Origin of the sequence: Streptomyces sp. PA03-6a, assembly GCF_033792765.1 — a bacterium.
Classification (GTDB): domain Bacteria; phylum Actinomycetota; class Actinomycetes; order Streptomycetales; family Streptomycetaceae; genus Actinacidiphila.
Window position 1 is genome coordinate 1 of the sequence record NZ_JARAVK010000226.1, and the last position, 15,166, is coordinate 15,166.

At 71.9% G+C, this 15,166-nt stretch carries 13 protein-coding genes and 1 pseudogene; 1 reads left to right on the forward strand and 13 read right to left on the reverse strand.

What is annotated here, in order from left to right:
- Window positions 1-173 precede the first annotated feature (173 nt).
- From PV350_RS36345 to PV350_RS36390, 10 genes are all read right to left on the reverse strand, one after another.
- A complete protein-coding gene (locus PV350_RS36345) occupies window positions 174-1,592 on the reverse strand; it encodes an OFA family MFS transporter (RefSeq protein WP_499514959.1) in 1,419 nt (472 codons plus the stop codon).
- A 599-nt stretch (window positions 1,593-2,191) separates the two neighbouring features.
- A complete protein-coding gene (locus PV350_RS36350; protein ID WP_499516984.1) occupies window positions 2,192-2,920 on the reverse strand; it encodes an ABC transporter permease in 729 nt (242 codons plus the stop codon).
- A 71-nt stretch (window positions 2,921-2,991) separates the two neighbouring features.
- Window positions 2,992-3,948, reverse strand: a complete 957-nt coding sequence (locus PV350_RS36355; RefSeq protein WP_500337783.1) for an ATP-binding cassette domain-containing protein — start codon at window positions 3,946-3,948, stop codon at window positions 2,992-2,994.
- An 83-nt stretch (window positions 3,949-4,031) separates the two neighbouring features.
- Complete coding sequence (locus PV350_RS36360; protein ID WP_499514957.1) at window positions 4,032-4,673, reverse strand: PadR family transcriptional regulator; 642 nt, start codon at window positions 4,671-4,673, stop codon at window positions 4,032-4,034.
- 109 nt (window positions 4,674-4,782) lie between these two features.
- Window positions 4,783-6,414, reverse strand: coding sequence for a DEAD/DEAH box helicase (locus tag PV350_RS36365; RefSeq protein ID WP_499514956.1), 1,632 nt, complete (start codon window positions 6,412-6,414; stop codon window positions 4,783-4,785).
- 86 nt (window positions 6,415-6,500) lie between these two features.
- Window positions 6,501-6,704, reverse strand: a complete 204-nt coding sequence (locus PV350_RS36370) for a cold-shock protein (protein WP_319137404.1) — start codon at window positions 6,702-6,704, stop codon at window positions 6,501-6,503.
- 353 nt (window positions 6,705-7,057) lie between these two features.
- Complete coding sequence (locus PV350_RS36375; protein WP_499514955.1) at window positions 7,058-7,240, reverse strand: formate dehydrogenase subunit delta; 183 nt, start codon at window positions 7,238-7,240, stop codon at window positions 7,058-7,060.
- A gap of 31 nt (window positions 7,241-7,271) precedes the next feature.
- Window positions 7,272-10,112 carry a formate dehydrogenase subunit alpha gene (gene fdhF, locus PV350_RS36380; protein WP_499514954.1) on the reverse strand — a complete coding sequence of 947 codons (2,841 nt, stop codon included), beginning with the start codon at window positions 10,110-10,112 and terminating at the stop codon, window positions 7,272-7,274.
- Window positions 10,109-11,722, reverse strand: a complete 1,614-nt coding sequence (locus PV350_RS36385; RefSeq protein WP_499516983.1) for a formate dehydrogenase beta subunit — start codon at window positions 11,720-11,722, stop codon at window positions 10,109-10,111. The genes fdhF and PV350_RS36385 overlap by 4 nt, the downstream gene beginning before the upstream one ends.
- Window positions 11,722-12,345, reverse strand: coding sequence for an NAD(P)H-dependent oxidoreductase subunit E (locus tag PV350_RS36390; protein ID WP_499514953.1), 624 nt, complete (start codon window positions 12,343-12,345; stop codon window positions 11,722-11,724). Before PV350_RS36390 ends, PV350_RS36385 begins: the two co-directional genes overlap by 1 nt.
- Window positions 12,346-12,495: 150 nt before the next feature.
- On the opposite strand from PV350_RS36390, the gene PV350_RS36395 reads away from it, so the two are divergent.
- Window positions 12,496-13,185, forward strand: a complete 690-nt coding sequence (locus tag PV350_RS36395) for a GntR family transcriptional regulator (protein WP_499514952.1) — start codon at window positions 12,496-12,498, stop codon at window positions 13,183-13,185.
- On the opposite strand, the gene PV350_RS36400 is transcribed toward PV350_RS36395, so the two are convergent.
- The 3 genes and pseudogenes from PV350_RS36400 to PV350_RS36410 all read right to left on the reverse strand — a co-directional run.
- Window positions 13,143-13,952, reverse strand: coding sequence for an acyl-CoA dehydrogenase family protein (locus PV350_RS36400; RefSeq protein WP_499514951.1), 810 nt, complete (start codon window positions 13,950-13,952; stop codon window positions 13,143-13,145). The two genes, PV350_RS36395 and PV350_RS36400, sit on opposite strands and share 43 nt — an antisense overlap.
- Window positions 13,953-14,173: 221 nt before the next feature.
- A complete protein-coding gene (locus PV350_RS36405; protein ID WP_499514950.1) occupies window positions 14,174-14,725 on the reverse strand; it encodes a beta-class carbonic anhydrase in 552 nt (183 codons plus the stop codon).
- A 290-nt stretch (window positions 14,726-15,015) separates the two neighbouring features.
- Window positions 15,016-15,166: pseudogene (locus PV350_RS36410) on the reverse strand (formyl-CoA transferase); the annotation flags it as partial.

A 15,166-nucleotide genomic window follows, 5' to 3' on the forward strand; every position in this document is an offset into this window, starting at 1 on the left:
GGGTGCCCGTGTCACGGAGGCGGGGCCGGACGGAGCAGGGGGCGCGCCCCACCGGCCGGCCCCGCCTCCGTGACACGGGCACCCGGTCCGGGACTGCCGCCGCCCCGGGCCGGACGACATCGCCCGCGCACGATCTGTGGGGAGCTCCTCGCGGAGCCCCGGTACCGCGACCGTCAGGTGGTCGCCTCGGCGGGAGTAGGGGTACGGCCGTCCACCTCGGCCACCGGGCTCCCGTCGCCGCTCCGGCGCGGGGCGCCGGGCTGCCGCAGGAACACCGTGATCAGCGCGGAGAGGAAGGCGATACCTCCGGCCAGGTAGTACGCCCCGGCGTAGCCCCAGGCGGCGACCACCCCGGCCGCCACACCGCCGCCGCCGACACCGCCGACCAGCTTGGCGCTGTAGACCAGTCCGTAGTTCTGTGCGTTGTTGTTCTCACCGAAGTAGTCCGGCGTGAGCGCGGCGAACAGCGGGTAGAACGCCCCGCCGCCGAAACCGTTGAGGAACGCGAAGAACAGGAACAGGGGTTCGTTGTGCGCCTGGCCCGACCACAGCACGCCGAACTGCGCCAGCCCCGCCACCACCAGGACCAGGCCCAGTGTCTGACGCCGGCCCAGGTAGTCCGAGAGCCAGCCCACGATGGCCCGGCCGACACCGTTGACCACGGCGAGCACACCCGCCGAGGAGGCCGCGACCAGCGGGCCGAAGCCCAGGCTCTTGGCGAACGGGACCTGGAAGTTGATGCCGAACAGCGACACGCCGCCGATGCAGACCAGGGCGAACCACATCAGCGGCAGCTGCCCGGTCCTGATCGCCTCCATCGGGGTGAACTGGCCCTTGGCGGGCGGGTTCTTGGCCAGTCGCTTGGCCACCCGCCGCGCGTCCTCGCTCACGCCCCGGTTCAACGGGTCGACGTCGTGCGGCCACCAGCTCTTCGGCGGGTCGCGGAAGAACATGCCGCAGAAGGCGACGACCAGCACCATGCCCAGGGCGATCAGGTCGAGGACCATCTTGTAGTTGGACGGGTGGAACCAGTAGTTGAAGACGAAGATGAGCGGCAGGGTTCCGTAGGCGAAGCCACCGTTCACGAACCCGGTGCGGGCACCCTTGTTGTCGGGGTACCACTTGCCGACCATGTTGATGCAGGTCGCGTACACCAGGCCGGCGCCCGTGCCGCCCAGCACCGAGTAACCGGCGATCACCACGTAAGGGTTGCTCAGGTGCGAGAGCGCCAGGAAGCCCAGTCCGGAGAAGACCGCTCCGGCGAGCATCGCCGTCCTGGCCGGCAGGACCCCGGTCTCCCGCAGCCGTCCCGCGGGGAACGCGACGCCCGCCTGGAAGACCGCCCAGATGCTGGCGATCCAGAACGTCTCGGTCAGGGTCCATCCGTGAGCGTGCTCGAGCACCGCCTCCGCGGAGCTGTAGCCGTACTCGTAGACGCTGACGCCCATCATCGCAATCCAGGGGAGCCAGACCATCCAGGCTCGGGGCCTCCCCAGGAGGGAGCGGTCGGTCTCCCCGACCCGGTAGACGCGGCCGTTCGCGTCGCTGACCTCCCGGTACTGCCCGGGAACCACGTGCGGTGTTACTGACATCGGTGCCTTCCCTTGCGTGAAAAGAACCTGGCGTGCGCCCCCTGGGCCCTTCTCTTCATGCGGAGGGGTGGAGCGGACCATCCCTGCGGCTCGGCCCGGCATGGCCGGGCCCGGTGGTACGCCGTCCGGGCAGCTGAGGTCGATCCGGGGCGGCAAACCCGGATCGTGACAGCGCGCAGTCGGGTGACACGGTGGTACGACGTGGTACGACCCCGGGCACGCCAAAACGGCCGTGCTCAGGGGGTGTCGGAACGAACATTCAGCTGGTCAGCGCGATTCTCCATACTGGAGATTGCATACGGTATGGACCGTCGAATCGGGGTGTCCAGGGGATGACGGGAAGATTGACCAGTGCATTACCAACCGGTGGAGCCCGCTCCGCACCCGCCCGGACGGCCGACTCCGGCCGCTCCGGGGCGCGTTGCCCCTGGTCACAGAGGTAAGTCCGGCCGCCCGTCGAATGGTTGCCTGCGGCACCTGATGCCTCCGCACCGCCGGACGCGCGAGGTGCGGGTAAAGGGCCGGCAAGGAAGGCCACGAGCGCGTAAAAACCGCGCCGGGGCGTCCCGGGGCGGCCTGCCGCCCCGGGACCGCCACCGCTACGCGCTCAGGCGCCCGAACCTCCGTACCGCCAGCGGCAGGAACACCGCCAGCAGGGCCAACGGCCAAGCCACGGCCGCCCAGACGTGGCCGGGTTCGCCACCGGGACCGCCGAACAGGTCGCGTACCGCCGTCGCCGTCCGGGACATCGGGTTCCACTGGACCGCCGTGCCCAGCCAGCCGGGCATGGAGTCGGGCGTGGCGAAGGCGTTGGACAGGAAGCCCACCGGCCAGACCAGGATCTGCACGGTCTGCACCAGCTCCGGCTTCCCCGCGACCAGCGCCAGGTGGATGCCGATCCACAGCATCGCGAAGCGAAAGAGCAGCAGGAGGCCGACCGCGCCGAGGAAGGCGGCGGCCCCGCCGTGCGTGCGCCAGCCGAGCGCGTGGCCGACCCCGGTCAGGACGGCCAGGCCGACGGCCGACTGGAGCATGTCGGCGGCGGAACGGCCCACCAGGACCGCGCCGCCCGCCATCGGCATCGACCGGAAACGGTCGATCACGCCCTTGTTGAGGTCCTGGGTGACCGCGAGCATCGTGCCCTCCAGGCCGAAGGCCATGGTGAGCGCGAGCATGCCGGGGACGAGGTAGCCGAGGTAGTCGCCCGTGATGCCGCGGCCGCCGCCGACGAGGTAGCCGAACATCAGCAGCAGCATCACCGGGAAGAGGAGGCCGACCAGCACCTGGACCGGTTGCCGGGCCCAGTGGGCGAGTTCGCGGCGGGTCATGGTCCAGCAGTCGGTGAGGACGTGGGATCCCCGCGCGGGCCGGACCGGGCCCCGGGTGGTGTACGTGGCGCTCACGCGGCCTCCTTCGTGGGGTGGTTCCCTCCGGTGAGGTGCAGGAACACCTCGTCGAGCGTCGGACGGCGCAGGGCGATGTCCTCCGCCTCGATGCCGGCCGACTCCAGGGCGCGGACGACCCCGGCGAGCGCCGCCATGCGGTCGGTGACCGGGGCGCTGAGCAGCCGCCGGTCGACGTCCACCGACACCTCGCCCCCGGTCGCGGGCAGCAGTGCCCTGGCCGCGTCCAGTTGGCCGGCGTCGCGCAGGACCACGTCGATGCGGTCGCCGCCCGTACGGGCCTTGAGTTCGTCCGCGGTGCCGTCGGCGATCACCCGGCCGTGGTCGACGACCGAGATGCGGTCGGCGAGCTGGTCGGCCTCCTCCAGGTACTGGGTGGTGAGCAGGACCGTCGTACCGCCGTCGGCCAGGGAACGGACCGAGGCCCACACCTCGGCGCGGCCACGGGGGTCGAGTCCGGTCGTCGGCTCGTCGAGGAACAGCACCTCGGGATCGGTCACGAGGGACGCGGCGAGGTCGAGGCGGCGCCGCATGCCGCCGCTGTACTGCCGGACCGCCTTGCGTCCGGTGTCCGCGAGGCCGAAGCGCCCGAGCAGTTCGCCGGCGCGCTCGCGCGCCCGGCGGGCGCCGAGATGGTGCAGGCGCGCGAACATCTCCAGGTTCTGGCGGCCGCCGAGTTGCTCGTCCAGGGCCGCGTGCTGCCCGAGCAGGCCGATGCGGAACCGCACCTCCCGGGCCTCGGTCACCACGTCGTGCCCGGCCACCTCGACGCGGCCGCGGTCCGGCCGGAGCAGGGTGGACAGGATCCGGACCAGGGTCGTCTTGCCCGCGCCGTTGGGGCCGAGCACCCCGTGCACGGTGCCGCGCGCGACCAGCAGGTCGAGCCCGTCCAGCGCCGGTTTGTCGCGGTACTTCTTGTACGCCCCCTCGACGGTGATGGCTGCGTCGGTCATGGGCCGCTCCCCCCACTGATCAACTAGTCAAACTTGACTACTGGCGCAAAGTAGCGGGCGCGGAATCCATTCGTCAAATGTGACTAGTGCTCGTCCCCGGGATGGGGTTCGCCCGTCGCGTACGGGTTCTCCTCGCCCTGCGCGAGCACGCCCACGAAGGGCTCGCCCTCCCCGGCGAAGGTGTACGCGCCGCCCTCGATCCGCTCGACGAGCCCACGGGTCCACGCGGCGTCGGAGTCGGCCGTGTGCACCCAGAGGTTCATGATCTCGCCGATGTGGCCGAGCTGACCGGGGCCGTCCTCGGGGACGTAGTGCTCGGTGACGGCGGCCCGCCACTCCTCGATCCTGCGGATCCGCTCCCTCAGCAGGTCCAGCGCCTCGTCCCGGCGCAGGTCGACGATGAAGCCGATGGCCGCGGACTGGAGGTCCATCTTCTGGTCGTAGGCGACCAGCGCCTCGTGCAGGAGGCGCAGGAACTCCTCGGTCCCGGTGTCCGTGATCTCGTACTCGGTGCGGGGCGGGCCGCCCGCCGTCGACGGGGCGACCTCGTGGGCGTGCAGCAGCCCCTGCTTCGCCATCTGCTTCAGGGCGTGGTAGATCGAGCCGGGCTTGGCGTTGGACCACTCGTGCGCGCCCCAGTACTCCAGGTCGTTGCGCACCTGGTAGCCGTGGGCCCGCCCGTGCTGGCGGACCGCGCCCAGGACGAGGAGACGGATCGCTGACATGCCGTCCAGGTTAGGCCGGACGGCACCGGGCCCCGCACGCGCCCCGGCACCGCCGTGCCGCAGCGGGTGCCGGTCCGGTGCCGGGCCCGGGTGTACGCCCCTCGTCCGGTCAGCCCGCGGGGTTGCGGCGGCCGCTCCGGCCGCCCCGGCCCTCGGTGCCGGCCACCGGCCGCCGCCCGGAGCCGCGGGTCCCCGTACCGGAACCGGTACCGGAAGCCGCGCCCGCCGCTCCCCGGCGGTCGGCTCCCCGGCCGCCCGAACTCCCTGCGGCACCCGTCGTCCCGCGCGCGTCCGCCCGGCGGGCGCCACCGCGAGCACCGGTCCCGGTGGCGGCACCTGCCGCCGCCCCGGCTCCGCCGCCGCTGCGGCGCCGGCGAGCGGGCCGCCCGCCGTTCTCGGTGCCGTTCTTCTGGCGGGACGCCTTCGGCGCGGCCGGCGGCTGGGGCACCTCGATGGTGACGGCCACGCCGGACGGCTCCCGGGCGCCGGTGATGGTCGCCAGTTGCGCGTCGCTCGAGGTGATGCGGGCCGTCCGGGGGCGGATGCCCGCGTCCGACATGAGCCGGGTCACGTCCCGCTTCTGGTCGGGCAGGACCAGGGTGACCACGCTGCCGGAGCCGCCGGCGCGGGCCGTGCGGCCGCCCCGGTGGACGTAGTCCTTGTGGTCCATGGGGGGATCGACGTTCACGACGAGGTCGAGGTCGTCGATGTGTATGCCGCGGGCCGCGACGTTCGTGGCGACCAGCGCGGTGACCTGGCCGTTCTTGAACTGCTCCAGGGTGCGGTTGCGCTGCGGCTGGGAGCGGCCCCCGTGCAGCGCCGCCGCGCGGACACCGACGGCCAGCAGCCGCTTGGCGAGCCGGTCGGCGGACCGCTTGGTGTCGAGGAAGAGGATGACCCGGCCGTCGCGTGCCGCGATGCGCGTGGTGACGGCCTTCTTGTCGGTCTCGTCCAGGACGTGGAGCACGTGGTGCTCCATGGTGGTCACCGCCCCCGCGGACGGGTCCACGGAGTGCACCACGGGGTCGGTCAGGAACCGCTGCACCAAGCGGTCGATGTTGCCGTCCAGGGTGGCCGAGAAGAGCATCCGCTGCCCGTCGGGCCGCACGCGCTCGATCAGCCTGGTGATCTGCGGCAGGAAGCCCATGTCCGTCATCTGGTCGGCCTCGTCCAGCACCGTGATGCCCACGCTGCCGAGCACGCAGTCGCCGTGCTCCACCAGGTCGTTCAGCCTGCCGGGGGTGGCCACGAGCACCTCGACGCCGCGCCGGAGCGTGGCGGCCTGCTTGGTCATGGACAGCCCGCCGACCACGGTGGCCATGCGGAGGTTCACCGCCGTCGCGTACGGGGTCAGCGCGTCCGTCACCTGCTGGGCGAGTTCACGGGTGGGCACCAGCACCAGGGCGAGGGGTGCCTTGGGCTCCGCGCGCAGTCCGGCCGTACGGGCCAGCAGCGCCAGTCCGAAGGCGAGGGTCTTGCCCGAGCCGGTGCGGCCCCGTCCCAGCAGGTCACGGCCGGCCAGCGAGTTGGGCAGCGTCGCGGCCTGGATGGGGAAGGGGGTGGTCACCCCCTGGGCGGTGAGGGTCTTCAGCAGCCCCGCGGGCATGTCGAGAGCGGCGAAGTCCTCGACGGCGGGAAGTGCGGGTGTCGTGCTTTCCGGCAGCCGGAATTCTCTCGGCGACGATGCGGACGGTGCGGACGACGGCGCGCGCCGATTCGATTTCTGGGGCCTGCGGGACATGCGGATATTTGCCTTCCTGGAGCAGCGCAAACCGGGGTCCGCACCATGACGGTGCGGACCCCGGTGAGCAGGTACGCGTCCGGCGATCAGGCGGGGACGATGTTCTCCGCCTGCGGGCCCTTCTGGCCCTGCGTGACGTCGAAGGTGACCCGCTGGCCCTCCAGGAGCTCACGGAAGCCCTGGGTGGCGATGTTCGAGTAGTGGGCGAAGACGTCGGGGCCGCCGCCGTCCTGCTCGATGAAGCCGAAACCCTTTTCGGCGTTGAACCACTTCACGGTTCCCTGTGCCATGACATTCTCCTTCAGTAGGCAGAGGGCCCATCCGGGGAATGCCGGAGAACAAATAATGCGCCTGCGGGAGATGAATTCCGTCAGGCGCACATAGGTTTCATGGGTACCACAACTGCAACCAGGACACCTTAGCACAGACCGTGCCCCGGACGACGGAGCGCAGGGCGGCGGCAGGGACGGGACGGCGTGCGGGCACCGTCGGTCACGACGCGTCCACGCGGCAGCGTGAAGCGCCCACCCGTCCCTCTCCCGGAGGCTCGGCACGCCCCCGCCCGGGGGCGCGGGGACACGTCCCCGCCCTCCCCCGGTGTCCCGGATCCCGGCCGGCCGGGACCGGCCGGGATTCCGCGTCGTCAGCGCAGCAGCTTCACCGCCTCGACCACCAAGGGGTCCAGCCCCTCCGCCCCGGCGTCGACGAAGTCGAGGAGACGGGTGCGCATGCGCGGGTCCCAGAACCTGCCGATGTGCCCCGCGACGGCCTCGGCCGCCCGGTCGCCCGGCAGATGGACGAGGTTGGCCGCGATGTCGTTGGCCATCCGGCGCTCCGCCGGCACTGCGCCGGCCACCTCAGTCCACCACCGTCAGCAGCTGGTCCCTGTCACGCTCCTGGCCCCGGTCCCGGTCGTGTTCCGCGCCGTCGGCCCGCCGCGGGCGGGCGAGCCCCACCTGCACGGCGGTCACCTTGTACTCGGGGCAGTTGGTCGCCCAGTCGGAGTTCTCCGTGGTCACCACGTTCGCCCCGGTCACCGGGTGGTGGAAGGTGGTGTACACGACCCCGGGCGGCATCCGGTCGGAGATCTCGGCCTTCAGCGTCGTCTCCCCCACCCGGCTCGCCAGGGTCACCGTGTCGCCGTCCACGATGCCGCGGACCTCGGCGTCGTGGGGGTGCAGCTCCAGCACGTCCTCCGGGTGCCAGGCGACGTTGCCGGTACGGCGGGTCTGCGCGCCCACGTTGTACTGGCTGAGGATCCGTCCCGTGGTCAGGATCAGCGGGAAGCGCCGGGTGCTGCGCTCGGCGGTCGGCACGAAGGTGGTGACCACGAACCGGCCCTTGCCCCGCACGAACTCGTCCACGTGCATGATGGGCGTGCCCTCGGGGGCCTCCTCGTTGCACGGCCACTGGACGCTGCCCAGCTTGTCCAGCAGCTGGAAGGACACACCGGTGAAGGTCGGCGTGACCTGCGCGATCTCGTCCATGATCTGACCGGGGTGGTCGTACGCCATGGGATGGCCCATGGCGGTGGCGATCTCGGAGACGATCTGCCACTCGTGCTTGCCCGTCTTCGGCTTCATCACCGCGCGCACCCGGTTGATGCGGCGCTCGGCGTTGGTGAAGGTGCCGTCCTTCTCCAGGAAGGACGCGCCGGGCAGGAAGACGTGCGCGAACTTCGCCGTCTCGTTGAGGAACAGGTCCTGGACGACGACCAGTTCCATTGCCTCCAGCGCGGCGGTGACGTGCTTGAGGTTGGGGTCGGACTGGGCGATGTCCTCGCCGTGCACGAACAGGCCGCGGAACGTCCCGTCGATGGCCGCGTCGAACATGTTCGGGATGCGCAGCCCGGGCTCGGCGAGGATCGTGCCGCCCCAGAGGTTCTCGAACACGGTGCGCACGGCGTCGTCGGAGACGTGCCGGTAGCCGGGCAGCTCGTGCGGGAACGAACCCATGTCGCAGGAGCCCTGGACGTTGTTCTGGCCGCGCAGCGGGTTCACCCCGACGCCGTCGCGGCCGAGGTTGCCGCAGGCCATGGCCAGGTTGGCCATGCCCATCACCATGGTGGAACCCTGGCTGTGCTCGGTGACGCCCAGACCGTAGTAGATGGCGCCGTTCGGGGCCTGCGCGTACAGCCGTGCCGCCGCGCGCAGTTCCCCGGCCGGCACGCCGGTGAGCTCCTCCACGGCCTCCGGGCTGTTCTCCGGGCGGGCGATGAACTCCTCCCACTCGTCGAAGTCCTCGCACCGCGCGTCCACGAAGGCCCGGTCGACCAGGCCCTCGGTGACCACCACGTGCGCCATGGCGTTCACGACGGCCACGTTGGTGCTGGGCCGCAGCTGCAGGTGGTGTTCGGCCTGGACGTGCGGGGAGCGCACCAGGTCGATGCGGCGCGGGTCGACGACGATGAGCTTGGCGCCCTCGCGCAGCCGGCGCTTCATCCGCGAGGCGAACACCGGATGCCCGTCCGTGGGGTTGGCGCCGATCACCATGATGACGTCGGCCTCGGCGACGGACCGGAAGTCCTGGGTACCGGCCGACTCGCCGAAGGTCTGCTTGAGCCCGTACCCCGTCGGGGAGTGGCAGACCCGGGCGCAGGTGTCGACGTTGTTGTTGCCGAAGGCGGCGCGCACCATCTTCTGGACGACGTACACCTCTTCGTTCGTGCACCGCGAGGAGGTGATGGCGCCGATCGCGCCCGACCCGTAACTCTGCTGGAGCGCGCGCATCCGGCGGGCGACCGTGCCGATCGCCTCGTCCCACTCGACCTCGCGCCACGGGTCGGTGATCTTCTCGCGGACCATGGGCTTCAGCACCCGGTCGGGGTGGCTGGCGTAGCCGAAGGCGAAGCGGCCCTTCACGCAGGAGTGGCCCTCGTTGGCGCCGCCGTCCTTGTACGGCACCATCCGCACCAGCTCGTCGCCGCGCAGCTCGGCCTTGAAGGAGCAGCCGACGCCGCAGTACGCGCAGGTGGTGACCACCGAGCGGGTGGGCATGCCGAGTTCGACCACCGACTTCTCCTGGAGCGTGGAGGTCGGGCAGGCCTGCACGCAGGCCCCGCAGGAGACGCACTCGGAGTCCATGAAGCTCTCGCCGGCGCCGGCGGAGACCTTGGAGTCGAAGCCGCGCCCCTCGATGGTCAGCGCGAAGGTGCCCTGCACCTCGCCGCAGGCGCGGACGCAGCGCGAGCAGGCGATGCACTTGGACGCGTCGAAGTCGAAGTAGGGGTTGGAGGTGTCCTTCTCGGCGTCGAGGTGGTTCGCGCCCTCGTAGCCGTAGCGGACCTGCCGCAGCCCGACCACGCCGGCCATGTCCTGCAGCTCGCAGTCGCCGTTGGCCGGGCAGGTCAGGCAGTCCAGCGGGTGGTCGGAGATGTACAGCTCCATGACGCCCTGGCGGAGCTTCTCCACCTTGGGGGTCTGGGTCCGCACGCTCATCCCGTCCGCCACCGGCGTGGTGCAGGACGCCGGGGTGCCCCGCCGGCCGTCGATCTCCACCACGCACAGCCGGCAGGAGCCGAAGGGCTCCAGGCTGTCGGTGGCGCAGAGCTTGGGGATGTCGATGCCGGCGAGCGCGGCGGCGCGCATCACCGACGTGCCCTCCGGCACGGTCACCGGCATCCCGTCCACTTCCACCGCGACCGTCGCCGCGCCGGGGCGCTCCGGTGTGCCGAAGTCGGGTTCCTTCAGGAGTGTCATGCCGTGCCCTCCGTCCTTCCTCCATGGGCGTGCGTGCGTGGGATCGCCCGGCCGGGGTCGCGGGCGAGGAAGTCGTCGGGGAAGTGCGCGATGGCGCTGCGCACGGGCATCGGCGTGAGCCCGCCCATCGCGCACAGGGAGCCGTCGGTCATCAGCTCGCACAGGTCCTCGAGCAGGGCCAGGTTCTCGTCCCGCTGCTGACCGGCCACGATCTTGTCGATCACCTCGACGCCGCGGACCGATCCCACCCGGCAGGGCGTGCACTTGCCGCAGGACTCCTCGGCGCAGAACTCCATCGCGAACCGCGCCTGGGCGGCCATGTCGACGCTCTCGTCGAAGACGACGACGCCGCCGTGGCCCAGCATGGCGCCCGCCTCGGCGAACGCCTCGTAGTCCATCGGCAGGTCGAACATCGACGTCGGCAGGTAGGCGCCGAGCGGCCCGCCGACCTGCACCGTGCGGACCGGCCGCCCGGAGAAGGTGCCGCCGCCGTACTCCTCGACCAGCTCGCGCAGCGTGACGCCGAAGGCGGTCTCCACGATCCCGCCGCGGGCGATGTTGCCGCCGAGCTGGAACACCTGGGTGCCGCGCGAGCGCTCCACGCCGAGTTCCCGGTACGCCTTGGCGCCCTCGGCGAGGATGACCGGCACCGTGGCGAGGGTGAGGACGTTGTTCACAACCGTCGGCTTGCCGAACAGCCCCTCGATGGCGGGGATCGGCGGCTTGGCCCGGACGGTGCCGCGCTTGCCCTCCAGGCTCTCCAGCATGGAGGTCTCCTCGCCGCAGATGTACGCGCCGGCGCCGACGCGTACGTGCAGGTCGAAGTCGAGCGGGGACCCGAGGATGCCCTCGCCGAGCCATCCCTGCTCGCGCGCGATGCCGATCGCCGCGCGCATCGTGGCCACCGCGTCGGGGTACTCGGAGCGGATGTAGAAGTAGCCCTCGCGGGCGCCGACGGCGTGCGCGGCGATCGTCATGCCCTCGATGAGCATGAAGGGGTCGCCCTCCATGACCATGCGGTCGGCGAAGGTGCCGCTGTCGCCCTCGTCGGCGTTGCAGCAGACGAACTTGAGTTCGTCGGCACAGTCCATGACGGTCTTCCACTTGATGCCGGCCGGGAAGCCGGCGCCGCCGCGGCCGCGCAGTCCGGAGTCGGTGACCTCCGTGACGACGTCGGCGGGGGCCATGCCGAGGGCGGTGCGCAGTCCGGCCAGGCCGCCGTGGCGCAGGTAGTCCTCCGGCGAGAGGGGGTCGGTCACCCCGACCCGGGAGAAGGTGACCCGCGTCTGGCGGGCCAGCCAGGGCAGTTCGTCGACGACGCCGAGGCGCAGCGGGTGGTCGGCGCCTTCGAGCATGCCCGCCGCCAGCAGTCCCTCGACGTCCGCGGGGGCCACCGGACCGTAGCCGACGCGGCCGACCGGGGTGACCACCTCGACCAGCGGCTCCAGCCACAGCATGCCGCGGGAGCCGTTGCGCACCACCTCGACGGGCGCCTCCCGCTCCGCCGCGACGCGCCGCAGCGCGTCCGCCACCTCGTCCGCGCCGACCGATCTGGCCGCCGAGTCACGCGGGACGTAGACCGTCACCGTGGAGTCGGAAGAATCCTTCATCATGCCACCGTCCCCTTGAGGATGGAGCCCAACCGGGCCGTGCCCACTCGTCCGTACAACCGGCCGTTCACCTCGACCGCCGGCCCCAGGGCGCAGTTGCCGAGGCAGAAGACCTGCTCGACGGTGACCGAACCGTCCGGGGTCGTCTCCCCCAGGGCCAGTCCCGCTTCCCGCGCGTAGCCCACCAGCGCGTCGGACCCGAGGGCCTGGCACGCCTCGGCGCGGCAGATGCGCACCGTGGTCCGTCCGGCCGGCTCACGGCGGAAGTCGTGGTAGAAGGTCACCACTCCATGGACGTCCGCCCTGGAGAGGTTGAACTCGTCGGCGAGCACCGGTATCGCCTCTTTCGGCACGCAGCCCAACTCGGCCTGCAGGGCGTGCAGTACCGGGATCAGCGCACCGCGCTGATCCCGATGATCAGCCACAACCGTCCGGACCACGTCTTCGACCGTCATGTCACTCCCGCCGATCGTCATTGACCACTCCGCCTTCGCCAGGTCGAGGAGTTCGGGCGCGGGATCGTCACAGAGCCGCTTCGCCTTCCCGACGGTGCCGGCAGTACACGGCGACGATACCGCATACAAACTTCTGCATACAGAATCCTGCAGCCAGGACTTTCCCAAGTCCCGGCACCCGGGCGCGCCTTGTCGCGACCGAAAGGCATGTTGCATACCAAAACCTGTATACTGACCGTTCCCGCCGCCGGCGACCCTCACGGCGGCCACCAGTGCACAGCCGTCGGCCCACAGGCTCGGTGGCAGAACGGGGGAACCATGCGTGAGGCCCTGACGGCCGCGGCGACCCGCCGGGTCGCCCGCCCCGCACCACTGCGCCAGGCCGTGTACGACGCCCTGATCGAACTGATCATCAACGGCTCCCTCACACCGGGCCAGCACCTGGTCGAGGCCGAACTCGCCGACCACCTCGGGGTCTCCCGCCAGCCGGTGCGCGAGGCACTGCAGCGCCTGCAGACCGACGGCTGGGTCGACCTGCGCCCCGCCCAGGGCGCCTTCGTGCACTCCCCCACCGAGGAGGAGGCCGCCCAGCTGCTCGGCGTCCGCTCGGTGCTGGAGACGTACTCGGCCCGGCTCGCCGCCGAGAACGCCAAGCCCGAGGACGTCGAACGCCTCTGGGAGCTGCAGAAGGAGGGCGTCGAGGCGCTCGCCGGAGGCGACGTGGAGCGCCTGGTCACGGCCAACACGGCGCTGCACTCCTTCATCACGTCCATCGCCGCCAACGCCGTGCTGGCCGAGCTGATCTCGCAGGTGAGCCGGAAGGTGCGGTGGTACTACACCCCCATCGCCAAGCCCCGCGGCAAGGACGCCTGGAACGAGCACGCCCAGCTCATCAAGGCCATCGCCAAGGGCGACGGCGACCGCGCCGGCGAGATCATGCGCAAGCACACCGAGCGCACCGGCGACTACCGCAAGGCGGTCGCGGCGGGGGCGACGGCGCTGAGCTGAGCCGCCCGGCCCGCCGCCGACGCGGCCACGTCCGCGGCCTCGACCGAGGGGTGGACGGCCGAGGAGCCCAGGGCGTCGCGTAGTTCGCGCAGCCACGGCAGCACGGTGCGCAGCACGACCTCGCGGCCCGCACCGTCCTCCCCGAGCATCGCGTCGGCGGGGACGAGGACCGGGTCGGCCAGGACCGTGGAGGTGGCACTGCCGTGCGGTCCGCCTCCGTCCGGCCGGGCCGGGACGAACAGGTCGGGCGCGTGCGCGGGCACCAGCCACAGGGTCAGCCCGTCCCCGGCGGCCAGCGGCAGCGACGACCAGACGTAGCTGTCGGCCTCCCCCGCCGCGACCACCTCGCGCTTGCGGCCGCGCAGGGCGACGACCTCTCCCGAGCGGGTGGCGGTCGCGCCCGCGGCGCCGTACGCGCCGTCCGTACCGTCCGCCAGGGCGAGGCTGCTGAGGTGGCGTCCGGCGGCCGTCTCGCCGCGCACCCAGCGGCTCCCGCACGCCTCGATCACGGCGACCGCCGCGTAGTGGGACTGCAGAACGGCCGCGGTCACCGGGCAGGTCCCGGCGATCCGCGCGACGACCTCGGCGGCCTCGGCCGGACCCCGGCCACCGCCGCCCAGGTCGGCGGAGACGGTCAGCCCGAGCAGCCCCGCCTCGCCCAGGGCGCTCACCGCGCCGCGCGGGAAGCTCCCCTCCCGGCCGGTCCGCTCGGCACGGGGCGCGATGACGTCGCTCAGGACACGGGAGAAGGCGTTGCGGTACGACACGAGGTGACCCCCTCGGGAACGGTTGCTGATCTGCCGTCAGGCAGCGGATGTGGGCACGCCGACGGACGGGGCGGCCGGGCACGCGGGTGCGTGCGGGCCGGCCGCCCCGCCGGCGTGCGCGCGGACCAGCCGCCGGGAGCAGCCGTCCCGCGTCTCCCGGCAGGTTGCCGTCCGCCGGTCCGCGCGCAGGTCCTGGTGGGGGCTTGGGTGCCCCGGGTGGTTCAGGGGCGCGGGTCGATCTCCCGCAGCAGCCCCGTCGTGACGTCGAAGACGAACCCCCGGACGTCGTCGGTGTGGGGCAGGAACGGGGACGTGCGCACCCGCTGCATCGACTGCCGGACGTCCTGGTCGACGTCCTGGAACGCCTCCACCGCCCAGGCGGGGCGCTGGCCGACCTCCAGCTCCAGCTCGTGGCGGAAGTCCTCGGTGAGGGTCTGCAGACCGCAGCCGGTGTGGTGGATCAGTATCACGCTGCGGGTCTTCAGGGCGCGCTGGCTGATGGTCAGCGAACGGATGGTGTCGTCGGTGACCACACCGCCGGCGTTGCGGATGGTGTGGCAGTCGCCCAGTTCCAGGCCGAGGGCGGCGTGCAGGTCGATCCGGGCGTCCATGCAGGCCACCACGGCCACCTGGAGCACGGGCCGGGCGCCCATGCCCGGGTCGGTGAACCCGGCGGCGTACTTGCGGTTGGACTCCACGAGGCGGTCGATGACCGTCTCCCCGCCCGGGGCGCTGCCGCCGGGCTGTGCGGAACCGTACGTTGACGTCGTCATGACTTCCGGTGCGCTCCTTTTCTGGTGCGGCCGTCCACGTGCTCCGATCATCCACGCGGGCTGCCGGTCCGGGGCGGACCACGGCGGCTCCTGCCGCTCCCGTGTCCGCCCGGCGGTCGATAGACGGGGTGTATCAACGCAGGCCGGACCGCACCGCGCACCGGCCCCGGTACGGCGGCGGGGTCCGCGGCGCCGGCGAGCCGCACACCGGGCGCCGTCCGTACGGCGGCGGGGCGCACCGCCGGGTCGTGTCACTGCCGGTGGAACGGCGCGCGTGGTCCGCGGTCATGTCAGATCACTCCCAGTGCTTTGAGCCCCGGCAACTCGTCCTCGTGGATGCCGAGTTCGGTGGTGTAGATGTCGTGGTTGTGTTCGCCGAGGAGGGGTGAGCGGTGGATGGTGGTGGGTGAGTCGGAGAGTTTGAGGGGGTTGCCGACGGTG

Coding starts and splice junctions, on each gene's coding strand:
- PV350_RS36345 (WP_499514959.1), bottom strand. CDS start 1,592: ATGTCAGTAACACCGCACGTGGTTCCCGGGCAGTACCGGGAGGTCAGC.
- PV350_RS36350 (WP_499516984.1), bottom strand. CDS start 2,920: ATGACCCGCCGCGAACTCGCCCACTGGGCCCGGCAACCGGTCCAGGTG.
- PV350_RS36355 (WP_500337783.1), bottom strand. CDS start 3,948: ATGACCGACGCAGCCATCACCGTCGAGGGGGCGTACAAGAAGTACCGC.
- PV350_RS36360 (WP_499514957.1), bottom strand. CDS start 4,673: ATGTCAGCGATCCGTCTCCTCGTCCTGGGCGCGGTCCGCCAGCACGGG.
- PV350_RS36365 (WP_499514956.1), bottom strand. CDS start 6,414: ATGTCCCGCAGGCCCCAGAAATCGAATCGGCGCGCGCCGTCGTCCGCA.
- PV350_RS36370 (WP_319137404.1), bottom strand. CDS start 6,704: ATGGCACAGGGAACCGTGAAGTGGTTCAACGCCGAAAAGGGTTTCGGC.
- PV350_RS36375 (WP_499514955.1), bottom strand. CDS start 7,240: ATGGCCAACGACATCGCGGCCAACCTCGTCCATCTGCCGGGCGACCGG.
- fdhF (WP_499514954.1), bottom strand. CDS start 10,112: ATGACACTCCTGAAGGAACCCGACTTCGGCACACCGGAGCGCCCCGGC.
- PV350_RS36385 (WP_499516983.1), bottom strand. CDS start 11,722: ATGAAGGATTCTTCCGACTCCACGGTGACGGTCTACGTCCCGCGTGAC.
- PV350_RS36395 (WP_499514952.1), top strand. CDS start 12,496: ATGCGTGAGGCCCTGACGGCCGCGGCGACCCGCCGGGTCGCCCGCCCC.
- PV350_RS36405 (WP_499514950.1), bottom strand. CDS start 14,725: ATGACGACGTCAACGTACGGTTCCGCACAGCCCGGCGGCAGCGCCCCG.